Origin of the sequence: Sulfitobacter sp. M368 (assembly GCF_025141875.1) — a bacterium.
GTDB lineage: Bacteria > Pseudomonadota > Alphaproteobacteria > Rhodobacterales > Rhodobacteraceae > Sulfitobacter > Sulfitobacter mediterraneus_A.
Genome location: NZ_CP081113.1, coordinates 3,740,362 through 3,764,016 on the forward strand (window position 1 = coordinate 3,740,362; position 23,655 = coordinate 3,764,016).

A 23,655-nucleotide genomic window follows, 5' to 3' on the forward strand; every position below is an offset into this window, starting at 1 on the left:
CACCCTGATTGCGCAGTCTGCGCCCGAACACGGAAACATGGCGGAGCGGCGGATGAGCCTTGCCAGCAAACTGACCGAAGAGCGGCGCAGCAGGCTCGCGGCGGAGCGGATGCTTGAGCTTAAGAAGGCCGAGCTGTTTGCCGCCAATCGCAAGTTGGGCCGGCACGCCCAGCAGCTGAGCGAAGAGATCGTCGAAACCCGCGCCGAGGTGGAAAGCATCCGGGGCGAGAACCAGCGGGTCAAGTCCGACCTGAGTGCCGCCAATCAACGCATCGCCATCACCGAAAGGCGACTGTGGTATTCCATTGAGACGATCAAGGACGGCTTTGCCTTTTTCAATGGCGACAACGAGATGATCATGGCCAACCGCGCCTATCTGAACGTGTTTGACGGGCTTGAGGTGGTCAAACCGGGGGTCAACTATATCACCATCCTGCAAGTGCTTACCGATGAGGGTATCGTGAACACCGGCGATCTGCCCGCCCGTGCCTGGCGCAAGATGATGACGAATCGATTGCATTCGACAGACCCGGATCCGGTGATCATCAAGTTGTGGAACGGGGCGTCGATCAAGCTGCATGACCAGCGCGGACCGGGGGGCGATATGGTCTCGCTCGGCCTCGATATCACGGCCACGGTTGCTTATGAGAAAAAGCTCAAAGAGGCCCGCGCCATTGCCGAAAGTGCGAACCGCGCCAAATCGGCGTTTCTGGCCAATATGAGCCATGAGATACGCACGCCGATGAACGGTGTGGTTGGCATGGCCGAGGTGCTGGCCGATACCGAACTGGACGCCGAACAACAGCTTTATGTTCAGACGATCAAGAACTCGGGCGAAGCGCTCCTGGTGATTATCAATGACGTGTTGGACTATTCCAAGATCGAAGCCAAAAGGCTGGATCTGCACCCTGAGCCCTTTGATCTGGAACGCGCCATTCAAGAGGTGTTGATGTTGTTGCAACCTTCGGTGCGGGACAAGGGGCTGCGAACGGCACTGGACTATGATCTGTTCTTGCCAAGCCAATTGATCGGCGATCCGGGGCGCATTCGACAGGTGTTGACCAACCTGATTGGCAATGCCGTGAAATTCACCGCACAGGGGCATATTCTGGTCCGTGTGACCGGTGTCGTCGATGAGGATGCAAAAACCGCGCAGGTGCACATCGTGATCGAAGACACCGGGATCGGCATTCCCGCCGATATGGTCGATCACATCTTTGGGGAATTCAATCAGGTTGAAAACGAACGCAACCGGCAGTTTGACGGGACAGGGCTTGGCCTCGCGATCTCGCAACGGTTGGTGGAAATGATGGGCGGCGACATATGGGTGACGTCCGAGGAAGGCAATGGTTCGTGCTTTGGCGTGAAACTGCCAATGGTCCCGCAGGCCGCATCCATGGCGGCTGGCTTTGCCCGCCCTGCGGATCTGCGCAACGTCATGATTGTCGATGACGTCGACATTCACCGCACCATTCTGGAGCGGCAACTGACACAACTGGGTTTGACTGTCACATCCTGCGCCAGCGGCAAGGAGGCTTTGGCCTGTTTTGGCCCGGAGATTGATCTGCTGATCACCGATCACAACATGCCGAATATGGACGGTTTTGAACTATGCGCTGCCTTGCGGGAACAGGGCCTCCCCGTGCCGATCCTTTTGTGTTCCGATCACCCTGCCGATGCCCTTATCGATCCGTCGGCACCGCTGGTCCAAGGGATTTTGCCCAAACCGCTGCCGCGTGCGGCGTTGCTCGATCAATTGACAAAATTGCATTCCGAACCGGATCACGGACCGCCAGCGATTTCTATCCTCCCACGCGTGATGCGCATTCTGGCGGCTGAAGACAACAAGACCAACCAATTGGTGTTTCGCAAAATGATCAAGGATCTGAACATCGACCTGACATTTGCCAGCAACGGTGAAGAAGCTGTGGAGTTGTTCCAGAGCATTGTGCCGGATCTGGTGTTTATGGATATTTCCATGCCCAAAATGGACGGAAAAGAAGCCACCGCCGCAATCCGCCAATTGGAATCCGGAACCGGGCAGCGCGTGCCGATCATCTCAATGACCGCCCATGCCATGGCCGGAGATGACAGGGTGTTGATTGAGGCGGGCATGGATCATTATCTGACCAAGCCCTTGCGAAAGCCGCAAATTCTTGAGCAAATCGAATCGGTCTGGACAGCAGATTTTGCCCCGCTCCACCCCCCTCAGGATGATGGGTAAGGCCGCACGAACACCGGTTTATCGGGCGTCGATGCGGCCTCTTGCCAGGCATAGCCACCGATATCAAAGTCGCGGATTGCGTCGGCCTCGGTGAGCCGGTTCTGCACAATGAATCGCGCCATGGCACCACGTGCCTTTTTGGCAAAAAAGCTGACGATCTTGGGCCCTTTGCCGTCGCCCTTGTCCTCCATGAATTGCGGTGTGATCACCCGCAATTTCAGCGCCTTTGGGGCCACCGCGCCAAAATATTCCTGACTGGCGCAATTGATCAGAACTTCGGTGCCCACCTGCGCCGCTTGTTCATTGAGCGCCTTTGACAACCCGTCGCGCCAATAGTCATAGAGGTTCGCGCCCCGCCTTGTCTTAAGCCTGCTGCCCATTTCCAGACGGTAGGGTTGGATCGCATCCAAGGGGCGCAACAGGCCGTAAAGCCCGGACAGGATGCGCAGATGCTCCTGCGCCCATGCCATTTCATCGGCGTCCAGACTCGCGGCCTCTAGCCCCTGATAGGTATCACCGGCAAAGGCCAGCGCGGCAGGCCGGGTGGTCTTGTCAGATGGTTCCGATTCAAAGGCGTTGAACCGGTCACGGTTAAGCCGGGCCAGATCATCGCTGAGATCCATCAAACCTTTGAGTTTGCCCAAAGCCAGGTTGCGGGCGGTCTTGGCCAGCCGCACGGCATCATCCTGAAAATCGGGCTGCGTTGTTGTCACGTCCCGCTCTGCCCAATCCAGCCTTTTGGCCGGAGAAATCACCACCAACATAGAACTCTCCCCTTCGGTCTGACTGATCTAGCCCGCGTCCCGAAGGACGTCCAGAAAGGCCGGCCCAAAACGATCTGCCCGGCGTTCCCCCAACAGTCGCTCCAATGCGGTTTCATCCGCATTGCGCAGTTGTGCCACCTTGGCAAGCTGGGATGCAGAACAGCTCAGCGGTTTGTCTGTGCCCGCTAAACCCCGCGCCAGATCGGCCTGCACCTGCAACAGCTGATCATAGACATTGCCCGCCTCACGTCCGGCCAGTTTGCGGCGGGTGGGGTGCATCTGTTCAGCCTCTCCATTGATCACTTCAAGGAAAGCCGCGCCATAGGTTTCCAGCTTTTTCGCGCCCACCCCGCCAATGCGCGCCATGCCATCCAGATCACGGGGGCGCGTTTCGGCCATTTCGATCAAGGTGCGGTCTGTAAAGATGATATAGGCTGGCACCTTGGCCACCTCGGCCAGCGCCCGTCGCTTGGCCTTGAGCGCGGAGAGCAGCGGCGCATCTTCTTCGCTGACCATCGCTTTGACGGCAGGTCTTCGGGTTGCACCCGCCGCTTTGATCGTGTCGCGGCGCAGGTTTATCTTGGCCTCGTCGCGCAGAATTGGCAGCGCGGCATCGGTCATGCGCAAAGCGCCGTGGCGTTCAGGATCTGGTCGGATCAGATCATGGCCCATCATCTGCCGGAACACCGCCTGCCATTGGCGACGGTCGTATTCACCGCCCACACCAAAGGTTGGCAGGCTGGCATGACCACGCGCCTTGACCTTGTCGGTTTCCACACCGAGTAAAATATCGATCAGATGACCCGCGCCAAACCATTCTTCGGTGCGCAAAATGGCAGACAATGCCTTGCGCACAGCGGTGGTGCCATCGAAGACCTCGGCGGGGGTGTCACACAGATCGCAACGGCCGCAAGTCACATCGGTTTCGTCAAAATAGCTGAGCAGGGTCTTGCGGCGGCATTCAAGCGCCTCGGCCAGCCCCAGCAATGCATTCAACCGACCATGATCCGCCGCGCGGCGTTCCGGCGGTGCAAGGCCTTCGTCAATCTGCGACCGGCGCAACCGGATGTCATCAGGGCCAAACAACGTCAGCGTTTCGGCAGGCGCACCATCGCGCCCCGCGCGGCCAATCTCCTGATAATAGGCCTCGATGCTTTTGGGCAGATCCGCATGGGCAACCCAACGGATGTCAGGTTTGTCGACCCCCATGCCAAAGGCCACGGTGGCGCAGACGATCAGCCCATCTTCTTGCTGAAACTGGCGTTCAGCGATCCGGCGGTCTTCGGCCTCCATCCCGCCATGATAGTGGATCGCCTTTTGCCCCGCGTCGCGCAGCGCCTTGGCAATCCCTTCGGTCTTGGCGCGGGTGCCGCAATAGACAATGCCGGATTGTCCTTTGCGACCGGCAGCGAAAGTGAGGATCTGATCGCGCGGCTTGTTCTTGGCGGCAAAGGCCAGATGGATGTTCGGCCGGTCAAATCCGTGCAGAAAGCTCTTGGGTGGGGAGCCGTCAAACAGCTTTTGCACAATCTCGGCGCGGGTTTCGATGTCCGCCGTTGCGGTAAAGGCAGCCAGCGGCACGTCCAATGCACGGCGCAATTCGCCGATGCGCAGGTAATCGGGCCGAAAGTCATGGCCCCATTGGCTGACGCAATGGGCCTCATCAACCGCAATCAGGCTGACGCCCACACGTTTGAGCATTCCGGTGACGGAACCCGCCGCCAAACGTTCCGGTGCCATATAAAGCAGCTTGAGTGTGCCTGCCTCCAGCCCTTCCCAGACAGCATCGGTTTCTTCGGGGGTGTTTCCAGAAGTCAGCGCCCCCGCGCCCACACCGGCCTCTTGCAAGGACCGGACCTGATCGCGCATCAGGGCAATCAACGGAGAGATAACCACCGTCACACCATCACGCATCATCGCAGGCAATTGAAAACAAAGGGATTTGCCGCCACCTGTTGGCATAATGGCAAGCACGTTTTCGCCATCCGTCACCGCCTCGACAATCTCTTGTTGGCCGGGGCGGAAGGCGTCAAAGCCAAATACATCACGAAGCAGCGTGGCAGCGCCTGTCATGGGAGTCCTTAAAACTGTCTGCTCTTTTTATGCAGACTCCCACACTAATAATGGGTGAACAAGTCCCTGCGCACGAATGGTCGATCAATTCGTGCCTCTGGGCTGAACCAGCTCAGGTCAATAGAACAGCGCCGCGTTGTTCATGAGCACGATCCGTGCGATCGCCACACCGATCAGCACCACCAGCGGCGCCAGATCAAGCCCACCCATTTGCGGAATAATGGCCCGGACGCGGCTATAGATCGGTTCAAGCAAACGATTCAGCCCGTACCAGATCTGTGCCACCAATTGCTGCCGCAGGTTCAAAACCTGAAAATTGATCAGCCATGACATGATCACATGGGCGATCACGATAAAATACAAGATGTCGAGCAACAGCATCAGAATTTGGAACAGCGATGTCATCAAGAGCCCTTTCAAAGACGTGCCTTTCAGTTAAGCGCCGCGGCCAAAAACCGCAAGGGTGCCGCGAGGTTCATGGTTGACGTCCACGTCAAGTGGTGGCGGTTATCACGCGAAAGGAGAGACCGATGTTTCCATTTGTCCGCATGATCAAAGACACCTGGCTGGCGAGCCGCCAACCGCCCTTCAAATCATTGACCGACACCCATGTAAGCCATCACATCTGCTGGCCGCATGACCTGGATTTCTGGCTTGAGCTGAACAATGGTCGCGCCATGTCGCTTTATGATCTGGGGCGCATGGGCATGGCGCAACGTGGCGGATTGATCCGCATTTTGCGGCGTGAAGGCTGGGGCATGACAATGGCCGGTGTCAGCACCCGCTTCCGCCGCCGGATCCACGGGTTTGAACGGTTCGAGATGCGCAGCCGCACCCTGTGTTGGGATGACAAATTCATCTATCTTGAGCAAAGCATGTGGAAGAAGAACGGTGAATGCGCCAGTCATGTGCTGTTCCGCTCTGCGGTGACTGACAAAAACGGGCTGGTGACGCCGGACCGCGTGTTGGCCGCGTTGGGTCAGACAGTCACCTCACCGCCGATGCCCGAGTGGGTTGCCGCATGGTGCGCATCAGACGCCCAACGTCCATGGCCACCGATGCAAGACGCGTGACGTCCGGGGGCCAGCGGGGACCTGCGCCCTACCGTCATGAAACCTTTGCTTGCGCGGCCTCTCATTGCCTGTTCTACTTTTGGTTTAGAACAAACGGGGTGGGACAATGGCAAACATAAGCGCGCGCAAGCGGATCTGGGGTTGGTATTTCTTTGACTGGGCCAGTCAGCCCTACAACACCCTGATGCTGACCTTCATTTTTGGACCCTATTTTGCCCAAACGGCCACCGCTGCCTTGGTTGAAGGCGGCATGACCCTTGACGCGGCCAAAGCACAATCGCAGGCCTATTGGGGTTACGGGCTAACCCTGACCGGCATTCTGATTGCGGTGCTTGCCCCGATTTTGGGCGCGGTTGCAGACAGCTCTGGCCGAAAACTGCCTTGGATCTGGCTGTTTTCCATTCTCTATGTTGTCGGGGCCGCCGGCACATGGTGGACCGCGCCGCAGGATTTCTCGGTGATCTGGGCATTGTTCTTTTTCGGGATCGGCCTGATCGGCATGGAATTTGCGACAATCTTTACCAACTCCTATTTGCCCGAGCTGCACGAGGACAGCGCCGAACTGGGCCGCATTTCCGGGTCTGGCTGGGCCTTTGGTTATGTTGGCGGTGTGGTCGCATTGATCGCGATGCTGATGCTGTTTCAGGCGGGCGACAGCGGCAAGACGATGCTTGGTATTTCGCCGCTCCTCGGGCTCGACCCGGAAACCAAGGCAGACACCCGCATCGTTGGTCCGCTGACCGCGATCTGGTTTGCCGTCTTTATGATACCGTTTTTCCTCTACATCCGGGACACGCTGACCCCGCAAGCCGACCGCTATAAGCTTGGCAAAGGGCTGCGCGATCTTGGGCATACCCTTGCCAGCCTGCCGCGGCATCCGTCGCTTTTGGCTTATCTCGGCTCGTCAATGTTTTACCGCGACGCGCTGAACGGCATGTACACATTCGGCGGCATATACGCGTTGGGTGTGCTGAATTGGTCAATCATCGAAATTGGTGTCTTTGGCATTCTGGCCGCGATTTCCGGCGCGGTGTTCTGCTGGATCGGTGGCCGTGTGGACCGGGCCGTCGGGCCAATGCCTGTCATTGTCACTTGCTGCATCATCCTGATCCTGACCGCTTGTCTGATCATCTCGCTTACTCCGACCTCCGCCATGGGGATCAGTTTGGCCGAAGGGTCTGCCTTGCCGGATATCCTGTTTTATGTGGCAGGCGCCTTGATCGGCGCGGCTGGTGGCGCGCTACAAGCCTCGTCCCGCAACATGTTGACCCGCCAAGGCAACCCCGAGCGGATGACAGAGGCATTTGGCCTTTATGCCCTGTCCGGCAAGGCCACGTCTTTTCTTGCCCCGGCCCTGATCGCCATCGCCAGTGATGTAACAGGCAGCCAGCGTTTGGGAATTACACCGGTTGTGGGGCTGTTCATCATAGGGTTGATCTTGTTAGCATGGGTCAAACCACAAGGAGATTTTTCAAAATGATCCTGTCTCGCCTTTTGTCTTGCGCGGCTCTTTCTTTGCTGCTCGCCTCCTGCGGCGGGTCACGTGATATCAGCGGTGAACGCGAAGTGCTGCCAACGGTTGGCTCCTCCGGCGGCGCTCAAAGCAATGTGCAGGCGAAAAAGCTGTTCGGCGCCCAAAGCCTTGCCTCACGCCAGAGCCCTGCCGCCTATGGCAGCTACGCCAAAGGTTGCCTTGCCGGGGCACAGCAATTGCCCGAATCCGGCCCGACCTGGCAGGCCATGCGCCTGTCACGCAACCGCAACTGGGCACATCCTGAAACCATTGACATGGTCAAGAAACTGTCCAGCTTTGCCGCCACTCAACCGGGGTGGAAAGGTCTTTATGTTGGTGATCTCAGCCAACCCCGCGGTGGACCGATGCTCACCGGGCACCGCAGTCATCAGGTTGGTCTGGATGCCGATATCTGGATGCTGCCGCCGCAATCGTTATCTCTGACGGCCAAGCAACGCGAGAATATCTCGTCCATTTCCACCCGCCGGGCCAAGGGTGCATATGTGAACGAAAACTGGACCCGCGCCCATCACAACATCCTGAAGGCCGCCGCCAAAGACCCGCGCGTGGCCCGCATCTTTGTTTTCCCCGGCGCCAAGGTGCAAATGTGTGCCGACGAGAAAGGCGAACGCAGCTATCTGCGCAAAATCCGCCCTTGGTACGGCCATCATTACCACTTCCACGTCCGGCTGAATTGCCCCAAGGGGCTGCGTGGCTGCGTCGACCAAAAGGCACCACCAGCGGGTGATGGCTGCGCAGATGCACGGCAATGGCAGCGCAACATCCTGAATCCGCCACCGCCTGATCCAAACGCACCCAAACGCAAACCCCGCCGCGAATTGCTTTTGGCTGATCTGCCCGCACAATGCGTCTCGGTTCTGGGCAACTGACCCTGCGCCTTTGTCTGGCTGTACTCTGCCTATGCTGCGCTGCACTTTCGGCGCAGGCAGAGCCAACCCTGCGGCTGGTATCCAAGCTTAACTGGGCCGAGGACGCGCCATGGTTTGGCGGGTTTTCAGGGGCAGAGGTTTCTAAGGACGGACAGACGGTCACCCTGATCAGCGACCGTGGATCAATGGCAATCGCCCGCATTGTTCGCGGACCAGAGGGCCAAATCAACCGGCTGCAACTCCAGTCCCACCAGATCCTTTGGAACGGAACTGATACCCCCGGCGACCACGACGCAGAAGGCTTGGCCCGCAGGCCTGACGGGGTGCTATATCTGTCTGCAGAACATGATCACCACGTGGCCCATCTGGACGCGGACACCGGCAAGATCACTTCGCTGCCCCGCGCCAAAGAGTTTGCCGCGTTTCAACTCAACTCCGGGATCGAAGCCCTCGCCGCCGGACCAGACGGTGCGCTTTATGCCATCCCCGAACGCTCTGGCGCAGTGGACCGGCCCTTTCCGGTTTTCCGCTTCAAGGACGGTGCTTGGTCCATCACGCATCACATCCCCCGCCACGGGCCATTCCTGCCCGTAGGCGCGGATTTCGGCCCGGACGGTTTGTTCTATCTGCTCGAACGTGCAGCCACACCGCTTGGCTTTCGCAGCCGCATCCGCCGCATGGACCTTGCACAAATGCCCCTGCGACCGAAGACCCTGCTTAGCACTGGACCCGCCCGCTTTGACAACCTCGAAGCCATCACCACCTGGCGCGATCCTGCTGGTGCAATCCGGCTGATCCTCGTGTCAGATGACAATTTCCTGTCGATCCAACACACCCAGATCATCGAATATGCCCTGACGGAATAACTTGCAGGGCCGCCCACAACACCGTAAAGCCCCCCTGTCTGCGAATCCCCGCAGGCCAAGTCGCCGCACCCTTGCAAAAAACGGTTTTACAAATGACACGCACATATCTTCCGGGCATCCTTGCCATGGCCATCATCGTCGTGGCCTCCAATATTCTTGTTCAGTTTCTCTATGGTGATTGGCTCACCTGGGGGGCCTTCACCTATCCGCTGGCCTTCCTCGTCACCGATGTAATGAACCGCGTCTATGGCGCATCTGCCGCCCGGCGCGTCGTGCTTGTCGGTTTTGTGGTTGGGCTGATCTGTTCTTTGATCGGCACGCAGATCATGGGCGAATTTGGCCCGCTGGTTACACTGCGCATCGCCGTGGCATCGGGCATCGCCTTTCTTGTTGCCCAACTTCTCGATGTTGCAATCTTTGCCGCCCTGCGCGGCGGCACATGGTGGCGTGCGCCGCTGGCCAGTACGCTGATCGGGAGCACGGTCGATACAGTCCTGTTTTTCTCTATCGCCTTCTCCGGCAGCCTCTCCTTCATCCATCCCACCACGGATGTCAGCTGGGCGGCCGAAACTCTGCCCCTGCTGGGCAGCGGCCCCATTGCCCCGCTTTGGGTCTCACTGGCCGTGGCCGACTGGGCCGTGAAACTCAGCCTTGCGCTGATCGCGTTGATCCCGTTCCGACTGATCACAGCCAAGCTGACCAGCGCCACCTGATCCTCTTCGTTTGGCGTATAAACTCGGGGCGTTTGAGGGGCCACGCCCCTCATTCCAAAATAAAATCAACTGCGGTGCAGCCGCGCCTTTTGACATCGCCGCCAAAAAACACTTTGCGAATTGAAAAACCTGTGCAACGATTCAGGTGAGTTCAACAAATGTAAAGGAGGTGATCCAGTGTCAAGAAAGGTATTGGAGAGAGGTGTCGGAACAGCTTGGGAGGTCGCCCGCTAAGGCAGCCCTTGGCGGTTGAAACAACCCAGGTGGACAGGCGTCTAACCGACCCACCTCCGCAAACCATTCGATTGGGCCGCTCCGCAACAGGGGCGGCCCATTTCGTTTGCGCCCCTTCACCTTGGCGTTGCCGGATGCGACTATGGGCTCATGTTACGTATCAATAACGATATCGCCCTGCAGGATTGGGAAATCACTGAAAACTTCGTGCGCGCCTCCGGGCCGGGCGGGCAGAACGTGAACAAGGTCGCAACAGCGGTGGAACTGCGTTTCGAAGCGGCAACTTCGCCTTCGCTAACCGATCCTGTGAAAACCCGGTTGCGGCGGCTGGCCGGGCGGCGCTGGACCAATGAGGGTGCGTTGATCCTGCAATGTGACGAAACCCGCAGCCAGGCCCGCAACCGCGATATTGCCCGCGAGCGGCTTGCCGAGTTGATCCGCAAAGCCCTCGTGGCACCCAAGCGCCGCATCGCGACCCGGCCAACACTGGGCTCCAAGAAACGCCGATTGAAAGCAAAGAAGGTGCGCGGCGAAGTCAAATCACTGCGCGGTAAGGTCGATCCCGACAGCTGATCAAGCCGTCTGGCCGCGAGGGCGCTCTTGAGTTTTTCTTGCCAAATGAAGAAGGGAACGGCGCTTAAACACCCGCTTTGCGCAGGATGTAGATGTCCATGATCCAGCCGTGTTCGGCACGGGCCGCAGCCCGCATTTCGATGATCTGTTCGGCCACTTCTGCCAGTGGTCCAGCGCAGAGAATTTGCTCTTTCATACCCACATATCCGCCCCACCAGATGTGGATGTCCTGCGGCGGCAGGGATTTAAACGCGCAGGTGCCGTCCAGCATGATCGCCAATGTGTCGATGCCTTGGGGCCAGCCTTCGTCGCGCAGGCGGCGGCCGGTTGTGACCACGAAAGGCGCGCCGATCTCGTTGACCGGGATGGCGTGGGCGGCGGTCAGGGCTTGCAGCGATGTGATGCCCGCGATCACTTCGATTTGCGGAACCGGAGACAGGCGCGTAGCGATGCGAAGGGTGCTGTCATAAAGCGATGGATCGCCCCATACCAGCAGGGCCACATTCTTGGCCGTCGGATATCTGGCAATGGCGTCTTGCCAGCACAGCGCAATGGCATCGTGCCAATCATCGACCCGTTGTCGGTAATCGCGGGTTGCCTCGTCCCTAACGGGCAGGTCAAAGCCAGCGATTTGGGTTTTTGGGTTGCTCAGCACCTCATCACAGATTGCACGGCGCAGTTCTGCAAGATCGGCTTTTCCTTCGCCCTTGTGCGGGATCAGGATCAGATCCTGCGCATTGATCGCGCGGATCGCCTGCAAGGTCAGGTGTTCGGGATTGCCTGTGCCAATGCCGATGAGGGTGAGTTTTTGCATCGTTGTTATCCCGGAATACGCGCGATAGCACGGGTCCGCAGCTCGCCCAGCACACGGGCGTCGGCAAATGTGCCGTCGTCCGAAGCGTCATAGAGCCGCGCAAAGCTGCGCAATTCTTCAATGTTGGCTTCGGTTATTTCACCAAAGAGATAGGCCACCTTTCCGGGGCTGCGAAAGGCCACCGTTTGGGCGCGGGTACAACCGGACATGCAATCGACGCCGCGCACCTCAAGTTCTGGCAGCGCCCGTCGCGCCACATCGACAAAGCTGCCATCGGGGCTACAGGTCCGGCATACAAGAAGTTGCACTGGCGCGCTCATCCGTTCAGTTCCGCCAGAGGGCCGTAAAAGATCAGCGCAGGTGTGGTGCTGCTGGTGCTATCGAGATGTTCCGCCAGTGTTGCGATGGTAAAGCGGTGCAGCTTTTCATCGGGGGTTGAGACAGCCTCGGCCAACATCGCAGGCGTGTCGCCGGGTAGGCCATGTTCGATCAAACGTGCGGCGAGACCCGGAAAGGTGCGTTTGCCCATGTATATCACGGTTGTGGCCAGCGGATCGGCCAGTGCCGCCATGTTCACATCAGGGGGCAAAGCGCCTGTGACATCAGCGCCGGTGATAAACTGCACACGCCTTGCACTCAGCCGCCGGGTGAGCGGGATGCCTGCCGTGGCGGCGGCGGCAGAAGCGGAGGTTACGCCGGGGATGATCTCGAACGGGATGCCCGCCGCTTGCAGGGCGGTGATCTCTTCTTCGAGGCGGCCAAACATGCCGCTGTCGCCGGATTTGAGGCGTACAACGCGCAGCCCCGCTTCGGCATGGTCAACCAGAACGCGGCTGACGTGGTCTTGTTTGGGGGAGGCCCGCCCGGCACGTTTTCCGACACCGATCAGATCCGCATCGGGTTGTGCATGTTCAAGGATCGGTCCGGCGCTGAGGTCATCAAACAGGATCACCTCAGCCTTTTGCAGACGGTCCACCGCCTTGACCGTCAGCAGATCAGGATCACCGGGGCCAGAGGACACAAAGGAGACAAAACCGGTCATGTGGCCTCCGCGATCATGTGAAAGAACGTGCCTGTGGCAACGCCGCCGCCCTCGAAGGGGCGGACCGATCCGGTTTCTGGCACGGCCAGATCATTGCTGTCGGCGATCGCGGCGAGGGGTGCGTCAGGTTCGTCCAGAATGGTGGCATAGTGAAACTCATGCCCGCGCAACTGGCTTCGGGCGCTATGGCCGGGGATCGCCGCGTTCAGATCCGCCTTGCGATAGCCAAGGTGGAACTTGCGTTTCTCAAAAGATGTCTCCAGACCCAAAAGTCCGGTCATCTGGTGGCGATTGCCCTCTTTATCCACCAGTCCCGCGCCCATGGCCATGTAGCCACCGCATTCGCCATGCACGGGTTTGGTTTGGACAAAAGCTTGCAGACCGGTGCGGAAAGTCTCCGCCGCTGCCAGCTTTCCAGCGTGCAATTCGGGATAACCGCCGGGCAACCAGCAAATATCTGCACTGGCGTCCGGTGCCTCATCGCCAAGCGGCGAGAATGGCAAAACCTCGGCCCCTGCCGCCCGCCAACCGGCCAGCAGATGCGGATAGACAAAGGCAAAGGCATCATCGCGGGCCAGTGCAATGCGCTGACCAGGAGGCGTGATTCTTGTTGGTAGCGGCGCCTCCTTCATGGTGCCTGCCGCGGCTGCACGCAGGGCGGCCAGATCAACATGTTCGGCAACAAAGGTCGCAGCTTCGGCCAGAAGTTCAGGCAGGTTTTCCTGTTCACCCGCCTGTACCAGACCAAGGTGGCGTTCGGGCATTTCGATCTCTTTGCGGCGCGGCAGGGATCCCAGAACACGTACGCCCACCTGATCCATGCCGACCCGCACCAATGTTTCGTGGCGCGGGGATGCAACACGGTTCAGCACCACTCCGGCCAAGGTCACATCAGGGCGCATCTGTTTGAAGCCAAGCGCCGTGGCCGCCACCGATTGCGCAGCGCCGGAGACATCCAGAACCAGAACAACAGGCCATCCCATCAGGGCCGCGGTATCCGCGCTGGCCCCGTTGCCGCAGGCGCCGGGCACAGCCACGCCATCAAACAGACCCATGGACCCTTCAGCAAGGATAAGATCGGCACCATCGGCGTTGCCAACCAAACCGTCGATCATCGCGCGGTCCATGGACCAGCTGTCGAGGTTAAAGGACGCGCGGCCAGAGGCAGCCGTGTGGAAAGCCGGATCAATATAATCCGGGCCGCTTTTGAAGGGTTGTACATTCACGCCCTGCCCGCGCAATGCGGCCAGAAGGCCCAGCATCAGGGTGGTTTTTCCAGTGCCGGAGGACGGCGCAGATATCAGCAGGCCGGGGGGGATCATTCGGCAGTCTCCGGAAAGCGGGGATCGGTGCCGACAGGGCGGAAGCGGCGGTCATAATCGCCTGCGTAAAGGCGGCTTTCGCCAAAGTCTTCGGCGCCGATGGCATGGCCGACGAGGATCAGCGCCGTGCGCTCCATCTCGGCGCCGATGGCGGTTTTCAGACTGGCGAGGGTGGCCTTGACGATGCGCTGATCCGGCCAGCTGGCCCGCCAGACAACGGCGACCGGGCAATCGCCGCCATAGTGGGGTGTCAGATCTGCCACGACCTTGTCGAGCACATGGACAGAGAGGTGGATGGCCAAGGTCGCGCCGGTCTTGGCAAAGTTCTCCAATGCTTCGGTCTCGGGCATCGCAGTGGCACGGCCAGAGGTGCGAGTCAGGACAACCGATTGTACCACGCCCGGCAAGGTCAGTTCCGCATTGAGCGCGGCAGCGGCGGCGGCAAACGATGGCACGCCTGGCGTCACGTCATAGGGTATGTCCAGCGCCCGCAGGCGGCGCAGCTGTTCACCCATCGCGGACCAGACGGACAGATCGCCCGAATGCAGCCGCGCAATATCATGACCCTCTGCATGGGCGGCGGCGATTTCTTCCATGATTTCATCCAGCGACATGCGAGCCGTGTTCACGATCTTCGCCCCCTCCGGACAATGGCCCAGCAGCGCTTCAGGCACCAGCGAACCGGCATAGAGGCAGACCGGGCAAGCCGCGATCAGGTCGCGCCCGCGAAGGGTGATAAGATCCGGCGCGCCGGGGCCTGCACCAATGAAATGAACGGTCATGGGAAGTGATTCCTTTAGCTTTCCGCGATGGCGGCAGTCGCCATACCATCGCCCGAGATAACACGCTGTACAACCAACTGCGCCTGTGGGCCAGCGGCGGCAAGCGCGGCGGCTTCGGCCAGAGAGCCGGTGCCGAAACGATCCTGAATGCGCTCAGACTGCGTGGGCGTTATCATCTGCTCCAGATCGGTTTGAGTGACCCCCAAGCCGGGCAGTTGCATCAGTTGCGCCAATTCGCGAAACGCAGGTTCGCGGGATTTGGCCGCCTCGCTGACCAGTGCGTCAAGCGTGCCGCCACCCGCCGCATCCAATGCGCGCTGCAGGGCGTCTTGCAGGCTGGCCAAACCGGCCGCGCCGCGAAATCCGATACCGGCCACTCTCATAGAACCACGCTCCATTGCAGGACGGGACGGGCGGCCTGCCATCCGCGCATCCGGCCCAGTGGTTCGGGGCGCGATAGATCAATGCGCAGCAGATCACCGCCTTTGGCCGCATGCAGCCCCATCAAAAGCGTTTCCGTTTCCAGCGTAACGCCATTGGCAATCAGCCGTGTGCCTTTGGGCAGAATTTCAAACAAGCGATCAAAAAGCGCCGCGGAACCACCGCCACCCACGAACACCGCATCGGGGGTCGGTTGACCTGCAATCTGGTCAAGTGACGCGCCTTCAATCACCCGCATCCGGTGATCAAGGCCAAAATCGCTGATGTTTTGGCGGATATTCTGAACGCGGGCGGGCTTGATCTCAAACGCGGTGGCGTGCCCGCCTGCAAGGCACCATTCAACCGAGATCGACCCTGATCCAGCTCCGATGTCCCAAAGCGCTTCACCGGGTCGGGGCGCCAAGGCAGAAAGGGTCAAGGCCCGCACGGGCCGTTTGGTGATCTGGCCGTCATGGGCAAAACTGTCATCGGGCAGACCCGAGGCGCGGGGCAAACCGGCATTTATCGGCAAAGCCACCGCCACCGCGACGGGCGCCGCCACATCCTTGAGGTCAAAGCCCTGCGCTGTGGTTTGGCGAACCCGCTGATCCGGGCCACCCATCCGTTCGCAGACCCAGAGCCTGGCCTCTCCGGCACCCTGATCCGCCAGCCATTTGGCCAGCAGCGCGGGGGCATCCCCATCCCGCAGCAAACAAATCATGCGGCCATTGGGGGAAAGGACAGACCGCAACTGTGCCAACGGCGCGGCATGCAACCCATGGCAGGTGATCTCTTCCATGCGCCACCCCAGATGGCCCGCAATCAGGGCAAAGGTGGAGGGCGCAGGCAGCACCCGCCATTCACCCGGCTTCAGATGGGCCGACAGGCTGCCCCCTGCGCCGAACCAGAACGGATCACCCGAGGCCAGCACCACCACTTTTTGCCCGCGCAGGGCCAGCACCGGATCTATGGAAAATGGCACAGGCCAGGGCTGTCCGCGATCTCCGGCCCCGACCCGCTCCAGATGGCGTGGCCCGCCAATGATCACTTCCGCCGCATCAATCGCAGCACGGCTTGCAGAGGGCAGCGCCGCCGCGCTATCGTCTGTCATTCCGATGATATCAAGCCAGGGATCACCCATCATGCGCGTCCTTTTGTTGGGTGGCACAAGTGAAGCCAGCCAGATGGCCAAAGCCCTGTCCCAAGCCGCCGTAAACAGCGTCTTTTCCTATGCCGGGCGCACAAATGCACCGGTGCCGCAACCCTTGCCCACACGGATCGGCGGCTTTGGCGGCGTCGCAGGGTTGGTGGCCTATTTGCGCCGCGAGGCTATCACACATGTGATCGACGCCACACATCCTTTTGCGGCGGGCATGAGCCGCAATGCTTTTGCGGCCTGCACTCAAACCGACACGCCCTTGATCCGTTTGGAACGCCCGGCGTGGCAGGCGCAGTCCGGTGACAATTGGACCCATGTTCCGACCTTGGAAGCCGCCGCCACTGCCCTGCCGGACGCCGACGCGCGGGTGTTTCTGGCGATCGGAAAACAACAGATTGGTCTTTTCGCCGCCAAGCCGCAGCATCATTACCTGCTGCGGCTGGTGGATCCGCCTGAACGTGATCTGCCTTTGCCAAAAACATCTGTCGTGTTGGCGCGGGGCCCGTTTGATGTCGCGCAGGATCTGGTACTTCTCCGCCATCATGACATCACGCATATCGTTGCCAAAAACGCAGGCGGGCGCGGTGCGGAGGCCAAGCTGACCGCCGCACGGCAGCTCGGCCTGCCTGTCATCCTTGTGGATCGGCCTGCTTTGCCGGGGCAAAATATCGCCGCCGACATTGGCGCGGTAATGACGTGGCTGGACCATGATCAGGTGGCACTGCGCGGGGTGTAGACATAGCGGCCAATGCGTTTGGTCGCGGAATTGCCGACCAGAACAACCGTGCGCATATCGGCCATCTGAGGTGTCGCCTCGCCCAGAGGCACCGTTCTGATCACCTCGTCCTTGGTGCTGACCGCGCGGGCAAAGATAATCAGGCGCTCTGGCCCGCATTCCTCAAGCAATATCTCAAGGGTGCGTTCAAATTGATGCGGTCGGGACTTGGAGCGGGGGTTGTAGAACGCCATCGCAAAGTCGCCCCGCGCGGCCATGCGCAGGCGGTGTTCGACCATATCCCAAGGCTTGAGATTATCACTGAGGTTGATCGCGCAGAAATCGTGCCCCAAGGGCGCACCGGCATGCGCGGCGGCGGCCAGCATCGCCGTTATGCCCGGCAAGACACGAATATCCGTGTCTTGATATTCAGGATGCTTTTCGAGCGCCTCGAAAACGGCGGAGGCCATCGCGAACACACCCGGATCACCCGAAGAGACCACAACCACCCGCGCCCCATCCGCCGCCAGTTGCAGCGCATGCAAAGCGCGATCTAATTCAACGCGATTATCGGTCGGATGCAGGTTCAGCCCCTCACGCGGCGCAACACGGGCAACGTAGGGGATATAGCCGATCACGTCGGTGGCTTGGCCCAGAACATCGGTTACCTCAGGTGTAACCAAAGCCTCATCTCCCGGTCCCAAACCGGCGATGGCGATCCAGCCGCTCATGTGTCTGCCTCCGGACGGCGGCCTTGGCCATGCACAAGAACAATCGCGAAATAGGGGCAATCGTCCACATCCACATCGGCCAGTTTGGCCACGCGTTGACCGGGCATGGTACCTTTCTCAACCAGCCATGCATCATCCAGACGGCCCACCTGTTCCAGCGCGGCGCGGACACGCGGCATGTTGCGCCCGGTTTTCATCACAACCAGCGCATCAGCGCGATCCATATGCGCCACCAATTCGTCATCCGGCAAGGTCGCCATCAACACGGTCATAACGTCATCGCCCCATGTGAAGGGCGTGTCCAATGCGTTCCAGCAGCCAACCATGCCTGGGATTGCGGGCAGAACCTCCACCTCGGCGCGGCCCTGCAGACGGGTGTGCAAATGCATGAAAGATCCATAGAAGAACGGATCACCCTCGCAGAGCACGACAACTTCGTGATCTCTTGCCAGTTCGGCCAGCCGGTCCGCCCATTCGGCATAAAAATCGACCATCAGCTGGCGGTATTCATCGCTGTCAAATCGCAGCTCGGTGGTGACCGGATATTCCATTGGATATTCGATCACATCCTCTCGAAGCATGTCTTTGACAATGGTCCGGGCCTGTCCGGCGCGGCCTTTCTTGCGAAAGAACGCAAGATGCTTTGCCCCGCGAATGGTGCGGTCAGATTTGACACTCATCAGGTCCGGGTCGCCGGGGCCGAGGCCCGCGCAGATCACTTTTCCCATGGTCTACTCCACCCGGCTGGCGAGGGCGTTGACCGCCGCCACCGTGATGGCCGATCCGCCCAGCCGCCCTTTGACAATCATCGACGGCACCGGCAAATCCTGCATCAAGGCGTCCTTGCTTTCTGCCGCGCCGATAAAGCCGACCGGGCAGCCAATGATTGCCGCGGGGCGCGGGCAATCCGGATCTTCGAGCATGTTGAGAAGGTGAAACAACGCTGTCGGCGCATTGCCAATCGCCACAACCGCCCCGGCCAGATTTGGGCGCCACAATTCCAGCGCAGCGGCAGAGCGGGTGTTCGCCATTTCTTTGGCCATGCCCGGCACACGTTCGTCACGCAGGGTGCAAATCACCTCGTTCTCGCGCGGCAGGCGTTTGCGCGTGATGCCCTCACTGACCATATAGGCGTCACACAGAATTGGCGCGCCGTCTTCCAGCGCCGCGCGGGCCGCAATGGCCATATCTGGGGAAAACTGCACATGCTGCTCCAACCCGACCATGCCTGCGGCGTGGATCATGCGCACGGTCACGATCTCTTCTTCGGGTGTGAAACGGGCCAGATCCGCCTCGGCACGGATCGTGGCAAAGGACTGGCGGTAAATTTCCGCGCCGTCGGTGATGTAGGTATGGGGCATCAGATCGCCTTGAGGATGGAGTGCGGGGAATGGCCAGTTTGCGCCGGATCGTCAGAGGCGCGGCCATTGTGAATAAGGCTCAGACCCTGGGCAGTGCCCGTGATGGTCAAAGCGGCGGGGTTGGGATGGGCGCAGCCCTTGGCACAACCAGACACGTGCAAGGTTTGCCAAGCTGGCAAGAGTGGTGCGAGGGCGCGGGCCAGGGCGCGTGTTTCAATCAGGGCTTGCGGGCAACCGGGCGCACCGGTGCAGGCGGCGATCCGCAACAGCGGGTCATCTTGCGCTGCGATCAAACCGGGCAACTGCGGCATGTCTTGTGCGCCTTCGATCAATACCATCCGCCACGGCGTCATGCGCAATGCGCCATGTTTGGCAAGACCAGCAAGGGTTTGTGCGGTCAGCTGCCCAAAGGCGAGGCCAGCCAGAACACCCTGTTCGGACAGGCCCGGCGTGGGCGTATTGGTCTGTTCCTGCATTGAGCGGGTGAACCCAGTCGGAAGTGACTGGCCCGTGGCCAGCAACTTTGCCATGCGTTTGTGCGTGCCGCGATTTGCTGCAAACCAGTGTGCCAGTTGCATCGCTTCGCCTATCGCGGTGTGCACATCCACCTGTTTGCCCAGCGCCGCACCATCTGGGCGCAGGATCAAACCACCCTGCGCCTCGCGTTCCAGCCGGATGTCGGCAGATGCCCTTTGCAAGACAGGCCGATCTCCCGTGTCGACGGCAAAGCCAAACTTCGCTGGAAGGTTCGGCGCATCTTCTTGCGCCAGAGCATCGGTCAGAGCCGCAGTGAGGTATTCTGTTTCATCGCCAACGGACCAAAACGGTGTGGTCAGAATATTGCGGCGACCTTCAACTTCGGCATTGGCGTCCAGAAGCCTCAGCCCGTGCAATCCTTCGATCAGCGCCTCAAAGCTGTCCTCACGCACGCCGCGCAGTTGCAGGTTGCCCCGGCTGGACAGATCAATCAGCCCGTTGCCATGTGCCGCCGCGAGCGAGGCCAGCCCATCCGCCTGTGCACGGCGCAGGCGACCGCCAAAAGGGCGCACCCGCACCACCAGACCGTCACCCGACAACATCGGGCGCAGCGCACCAGGGCACCAGCCCTTGATCAGGGGATCATCAGGGCGGGCGGCGTCTGTCATTGCACACCGTCCATTTCAGCGTTGATCGAATTGCGGCGGGTCACCCAAAGACCGGCATCACGCAGGGCGGCAAACCGGTTGCGCATCTCTTCGAGTGCCAGCGGATTCTCCTCCTGCATAAAGGCGACAAGATCATCGCGGCCCAGCGTAGCGTCGTAGTAAAGATCAAACAGATGCCCCGGCACATCGCGGGTCAAATGTGCAAAGGCCGCCAGATTGTCGAGGGTTGCCGCGACCTCTGCCGCGCCTCTGAACCCGTGACGCATCATACCGCTGGCCCACGCGGGATTGGCGGCGCGGGCACGGACCACGCGGGCAATCTCTTCGGGCATGGTCCGGGCCTTGGGGGCATTCAGACGGGTGCTGTCGACATGGTACATCGCAGGCTTGTCCGCGCCCAGATGGGCCATCGCGGCGGCAAATCCGCCCTCGTGGCTGGCATAGTCAGAGGCCAGCAAAACATCGCTTTCAAGAAGATCCTGCACATGGGCGAAACCATCCGCCTTGTGCAAACGCCGCTCCAGCGCGGCGCGGTTCTGATGGGCCTCGCCCTTGGCGTTGATCGCCCATTCCGAACCCTTCAGCCACGCCTGCCCCGCGGCAGTGCGCCCGTCGTCCGAATAGTCGTGCAGTGCCGTTTCCATATTCATCCCGTAAATCCCCGGCTTGGGGCCAAAGACACGTGGGCTGCGCTCAAGATAGGGGTTCATATCCGCCGCTTCTTCGCGGTCCGCAAGGGCGGCGGCACCGGATTCGAACAATTGCGACAGTCCGGGAAAGATATCGCGAAACAAGCCGGACACCCGCAATGTCACATCGATACGCGGACGGTTCAACAACGCGAGCGGGAGGATTTCAAAGCCATTGACCCGTTCACTGCCCGCGTCCCATTTCGGCGACAGCCCGGCAAGATGCAGCGCCATGGCAACCTCTTCACCAGCCGTGCGCATGGTGGCGGAGCCCCATAGATCGATGACCAATCCCTTTGGGTAATCCCCTTCGTCCTGCAGATGGCGGCGGATCAGCTCTTCGGCCAGTTTGACCCCTTGGGCATGAGCGGCGCGGCTGGGCACGCTGCGCGGGTCCACGGCATAAAGGTTGCGCCCGGTTGGCAGAACATCGGACCGCCCGCGATAAGGGGAGCCGGACGGACCAGAGGTGACCCGCTTGCCATCCAGCGCGGTCAGAAGCCCATCAAACTCGCCCTGCCCCGCGCCGAAGATATGCAGCCCATCGCCATATTGGCTTTCCTTGATGTCACAGACAAAACGATCAATGCGGGTGATCGCCTCTGCGGCGCTGGCATCATCGTCCAGCCCCAGATCCTTTTCCACACCGGCGGCCTGGGCCTCGGACCGGATCGTATCAATCAGACGGTCCCGGCGGGCCGGATCCAGACCATCGGCGGTCGAATATTCGTCCAGCAGCCGTTCCAGTTGCAAAAGGCCATCAGGTGTTTCGCTGTCTTTCATTGGCGGTGGAAGATGCCCAAGCGTCACCGCGCCAATGCGGCGTTTGGCCTGCGCGGCCTCCCCAGGGTCATTGACGATAAACGGATAGATCACCGGCAAATCGCCCGTCAGCGCCTCGGGCCAGCAATTATCTGACAGAGCCACAGCCTTGCCCGGCAGCCATTCGAGGGTGCCATGCGCGCCGATATGGATCAGCGCGTGATGGCCCTGCGTCCGCAGCCAGAGGTAAAACGCAACATAGGAATGGCGCGGCACCCGTTCGAGATCGTGATAATCGCTGTCACGGGCATCTATGCTGCCACGTTCGGGTTGCAGCGCCACCAGTGCATTTCCGCAAGCCCGCGCGGGGAAATGGAAAGCCCCGTCGCGGAACAGCGGATCGTCCTGTGGATCACCCCATGCTGTTGCGAGATCATCGCGCAAAGTTTGCGGCAGCGAGGCAAGCGCCGCGGTGTAATCGGCGATATCCCACGCGATGGTTTCTCGAGTCAGGATCTCACCAAAACCGCTGGCTTGGGCGGTGTTGTAACCGGCCTCGCCAAGCGCGGTGAGCATCGCCTCTGTCGAGGCGAGCGCATCCAGGCCAACGGCATGGGCAATTTGGTCGGCGCGTCCGGGATAGGTGGACAGGACCAGCGCAAGTTTTCGGTCTTGCATTGGCGTGCAGGCCAGCCGGTGCCAGCCCTCAAGGCGGTCTACAACAGCGTTGATCCGGTCCATCTCTGCCCTATGGGCAAAACGGGAATATTGCAGGTGTGGGTCTTTCTTGTCCGGCGCTTTGAAGCTGACAACACCGGTGAAAATGCGCCCGTCCACTTCGGGCAGCACAACATGCATGGCCAGATCAGCAGGGGAAAGGCCGCGTTCGGATGTGTCCCAATCCTTGCGCCGCGCGGTCGAGAGGGCGACCTGAAACACCGGACATCCGGTGCCATCGAGGGGCGACGTGCCATCACTGCCGCGCCCGGAAAATGCGGTGGCGTTGATGATTGCGGCGGGCCTCAAGTGGGCCAAGGCATCGTGTAAGAATGCCCGGCCTGTCTCGTCCTTCAGGGAGGGTGCAAAAAGCCCCACTGCGGCAAAGCCCCGGTCGCGGAGTGTTTGCATCAACTGATCGATTGGCGCGGTATCAGCGGCCGTGAGATAGCTGCGGTAAAAGGTGACGGCGACGACATTTGCCGCGGCTTCCGGCAAGGGGATCACGCCCAATTCGGGATCGTAGGCACCGCAGGGCGGCACCGTCTTTGTGCCTTTGACTGGGCCAGCATAGAAACCCGCCGCGAGTGCCAGCTGCGCCAATGCCGCTTGCGCGGCCACGGTCCCGCCGGTGTCACACAGGTGCTGCAACCGTCGCAGGGTGGACACAGGCAAGGTCGAATGGGCGTCAAGCGCCGGATCTTCGCGGCCATCGGCAGGCAAGACCGCCAAGGCGATGTCATTGCGGCGGGCAAAATCCTGTACTTGCATGATGCCGTAGGGCCAATAGTTTTCCCCGCCAATCAGACGGATCAAGATGCCCTTGGCCCCTGTTAGGGTCTGTTCCACGTAGTTGTCGACAGAGGCCGGATGGCGCAATGCCACAAGATTGCACAGGCGCAACGTCGGCAATTTGCCCTCAACGCCGCCGCCCCGATGCCAGCCTGCCGCGAAAGCGCCAAGGTCGCTGTCGGAAAACGAAAGCACCACCAGATCCGCAGGGGTTTGCCCCGGATCAAACGGAGTTTCAGTATCCTCCAGCCCATGGCTTTCGCGGAAGACCACATGCATGG

23 protein-coding genes are annotated in these 23,655 nt (G+C 60.4%); 8 read left to right on the forward strand and 15 right to left on the reverse strand.

Translation table 11 applies throughout. The features are described from left to right. The first annotated feature begins 52 nt into the window (after positions 1-52). Entirely contained in the window at positions 53-2,224 is a 2,172-nt protein-coding gene (locus K3754_RS18440) for a response regulator (protein WP_259943408.1), read from the forward strand. Here K3754_RS18440 and yaaA read toward each other — a convergent pair. The 3 genes from yaaA to K3754_RS18455 form a co-directional block, all read right to left on the reverse strand. Beyond that, positions 2,209-2,988 carry a peroxide stress protein YaaA gene (gene yaaA / locus K3754_RS18445; protein WP_259939349.1) on the reverse strand — a complete coding sequence of 260 codons (780 nt, stop codon included), beginning with the start codon at positions 2,986-2,988 and terminating at the stop codon, positions 2,209-2,211. The genes K3754_RS18440 and yaaA overlap by 16 nt on opposite strands. Positions 2,989-3,015: 27 nt before the next feature. Continuing rightward, entirely contained in the window at positions 3,016-5,061 is a 2,046-nt protein-coding gene (gene recQ / locus K3754_RS18450) for a DNA helicase RecQ (RefSeq protein WP_259939350.1), read from the reverse strand. A gap of 117 nt (positions 5,062-5,178) precedes the next feature. Further along, entirely contained in the window at positions 5,179-5,466 is a 288-nt protein-coding gene (locus K3754_RS18455; RefSeq protein WP_203198065.1) for a YggT family protein, read from the reverse strand. Between the two features lie 125 nt (positions 5,467-5,591). On the opposite strand from K3754_RS18455, the gene K3754_RS18460 reads away from it, so the two are divergent. The 6 genes from K3754_RS18460 (at position 5,592) to arfB (ending at position 10,923) form a co-directional block, all read left to right on the forward strand. Further along, positions 5,592-6,134 (forward strand): acyl-CoA thioesterase, encoded by a 543-nt coding sequence (locus K3754_RS18460; protein WP_203209697.1) that lies wholly within the window; start codon positions 5,592-5,594, stop codon positions 6,132-6,134. Positions 6,135-6,240: 106 nt separating this feature from the next. Continuing rightward, a complete protein-coding gene (locus tag K3754_RS18465; protein WP_259939359.1) occupies positions 6,241-7,614 on the forward strand; it encodes an MFS transporter in 1,374 nt (457 codons plus the stop codon). After that, positions 7,611-8,537, forward strand: coding sequence for a penicillin-insensitive murein endopeptidase (gene mepA, locus K3754_RS18470; protein WP_259939361.1), 927 nt, complete (start codon positions 7,611-7,613; stop codon positions 8,535-8,537). Before K3754_RS18465 ends, mepA begins: the two co-directional genes overlap by 4 nt. Further along, positions 8,513-9,403, forward strand: a complete 891-nt coding sequence (locus K3754_RS18475) for an esterase-like activity of phytase family protein (RefSeq protein ID WP_259939364.1) — start codon at positions 8,513-8,515, stop codon at positions 9,401-9,403. The genes mepA and K3754_RS18475 overlap by 25 nt, the downstream gene beginning before the upstream one ends. Before the next feature lie 92 nt (positions 9,404-9,495). After that, positions 9,496-10,116 (forward strand): queuosine precursor transporter, encoded by a 621-nt coding sequence (locus tag K3754_RS18480; RefSeq protein ID WP_259939367.1) that lies wholly within the window; start codon positions 9,496-9,498, stop codon positions 10,114-10,116. A 384-nt stretch (positions 10,117-10,500) separates the two neighbouring features. Then, positions 10,501-10,923 (forward strand): alternative ribosome rescue aminoacyl-tRNA hydrolase ArfB, encoded by a 423-nt coding sequence (gene arfB, locus K3754_RS18485; protein WP_203209692.1) that lies wholly within the window; start codon positions 10,501-10,503, stop codon positions 10,921-10,923. Between the two features lie 64 nt (positions 10,924-10,987). Here arfB and cobF read toward each other — a convergent pair whose 3' ends face one another. From cobF to cbiE, 7 genes are read right to left on the reverse strand one after another with little or no spacing between them, the layout of a single operon-like run. Then, positions 10,988-11,737, reverse strand: coding sequence for a precorrin-6A synthase (deacetylating) (gene cobF / locus K3754_RS18490; protein ID WP_259939371.1), 750 nt, complete (start codon positions 11,735-11,737; stop codon positions 10,988-10,990). A 5-nt stretch (positions 11,738-11,742) separates the two neighbouring features. After that, on the reverse strand, positions 11,743-12,045 hold the full coding sequence (locus K3754_RS18495; protein WP_259939373.1) for a DUF1636 domain-containing protein: 303 nt from the start codon (positions 12,043-12,045) through the stop codon (positions 11,743-11,745). 8 nt (positions 12,046-12,053) lie between these two features. Then, positions 12,054-12,779: a uroporphyrinogen-III C-methyltransferase gene (gene cobA / locus K3754_RS18500; protein ID WP_203209689.1), complete on the reverse strand. Its 726-nt coding sequence runs from the start codon at positions 12,777-12,779 to the stop codon at positions 12,054-12,056. Beyond that, complete coding sequence (locus K3754_RS18505; RefSeq protein ID WP_259939376.1) at positions 12,776-14,101, reverse strand: cobyrinate a,c-diamide synthase; 1,326 nt, start codon at positions 14,099-14,101, stop codon at positions 12,776-12,778. The genes cobA and K3754_RS18505 overlap by 4 nt, the downstream gene beginning before the upstream one ends. Next, positions 14,098-14,883, reverse strand: a complete 786-nt coding sequence (gene cobM / locus K3754_RS18510; RefSeq protein WP_203209687.1) for a precorrin-4 C(11)-methyltransferase — start codon at positions 14,881-14,883, stop codon at positions 14,098-14,100. Before cobM ends, K3754_RS18505 begins: the two co-directional genes overlap by 4 nt. Before the next feature lie 14 nt (positions 14,884-14,897). Next, a complete protein-coding gene (locus tag K3754_RS18515; protein WP_203209686.1) occupies positions 14,898-15,266 on the reverse strand; it encodes a cobalamin biosynthesis protein in 369 nt (122 codons plus the stop codon). Further along, on the reverse strand, positions 15,263-16,444 hold the full coding sequence (gene cbiE / locus K3754_RS18520) for a precorrin-6y C5,15-methyltransferase (decarboxylating) subunit CbiE (protein ID WP_259939378.1): 1,182 nt from the start codon (positions 16,442-16,444) through the stop codon (positions 15,263-15,265). Before cbiE ends, K3754_RS18515 begins: the two co-directional genes overlap by 4 nt. Position 16,445: 1 nt before the next feature. On the opposite strand from cbiE, the gene K3754_RS18525 reads away from it, so the two are divergent. Further along, positions 16,446-17,198, forward strand: a complete 753-nt coding sequence (locus tag K3754_RS18525) for a cobalt-precorrin-6A reductase (protein ID WP_259939381.1) — start codon at positions 16,446-16,448, stop codon at positions 17,196-17,198. On the opposite strand, the gene cobJ is transcribed toward K3754_RS18525, so the two are convergent. The 5 genes from cobJ to cobN are packed head-to-tail and all read right to left on the reverse strand — an operon-like array spanning position 17,174 to position 23,653. Next, positions 17,174-17,908 (reverse strand): precorrin-3B C(17)-methyltransferase, encoded by a 735-nt coding sequence (gene cobJ, locus K3754_RS18530; protein WP_203209684.1) that lies wholly within the window; start codon positions 17,906-17,908, stop codon positions 17,174-17,176. The two genes, K3754_RS18525 and cobJ, sit on opposite strands and share 25 nt — an antisense overlap. Further along, on the reverse strand, positions 17,905-18,636 hold the full coding sequence (cobI, locus tag K3754_RS18535; RefSeq protein ID WP_259939384.1) for a precorrin-2 C(20)-methyltransferase: 732 nt from the start codon (positions 18,634-18,636) through the stop codon (positions 17,905-17,907). The genes cobJ and cobI overlap by 4 nt, the downstream gene beginning before the upstream one ends. Before the next feature lie 3 nt (positions 18,637-18,639). Further along, entirely contained in the window at positions 18,640-19,269 is a 630-nt protein-coding gene (locus K3754_RS18540; RefSeq protein WP_259939387.1) for a precorrin-8X methylmutase, read from the reverse strand. After that, positions 19,269-20,414 (reverse strand): precorrin-3B synthase, encoded by a 1,146-nt coding sequence (cobG, locus tag K3754_RS18545; RefSeq protein ID WP_259939389.1) that lies wholly within the window; start codon positions 20,412-20,414, stop codon positions 19,269-19,271. Before cobG ends, K3754_RS18540 begins: the two co-directional genes overlap by 1 nt. After that, positions 20,411-23,653: a cobaltochelatase subunit CobN gene (cobN, locus tag K3754_RS18550; protein ID WP_259939392.1), complete on the reverse strand. Its 3,243-nt coding sequence runs from the start codon at positions 23,651-23,653 to the stop codon at positions 20,411-20,413. Before cobN ends, cobG begins: the two co-directional genes overlap by 4 nt. Between the last annotated feature and the right edge of the window lie 2 nt (positions 23,654-23,655).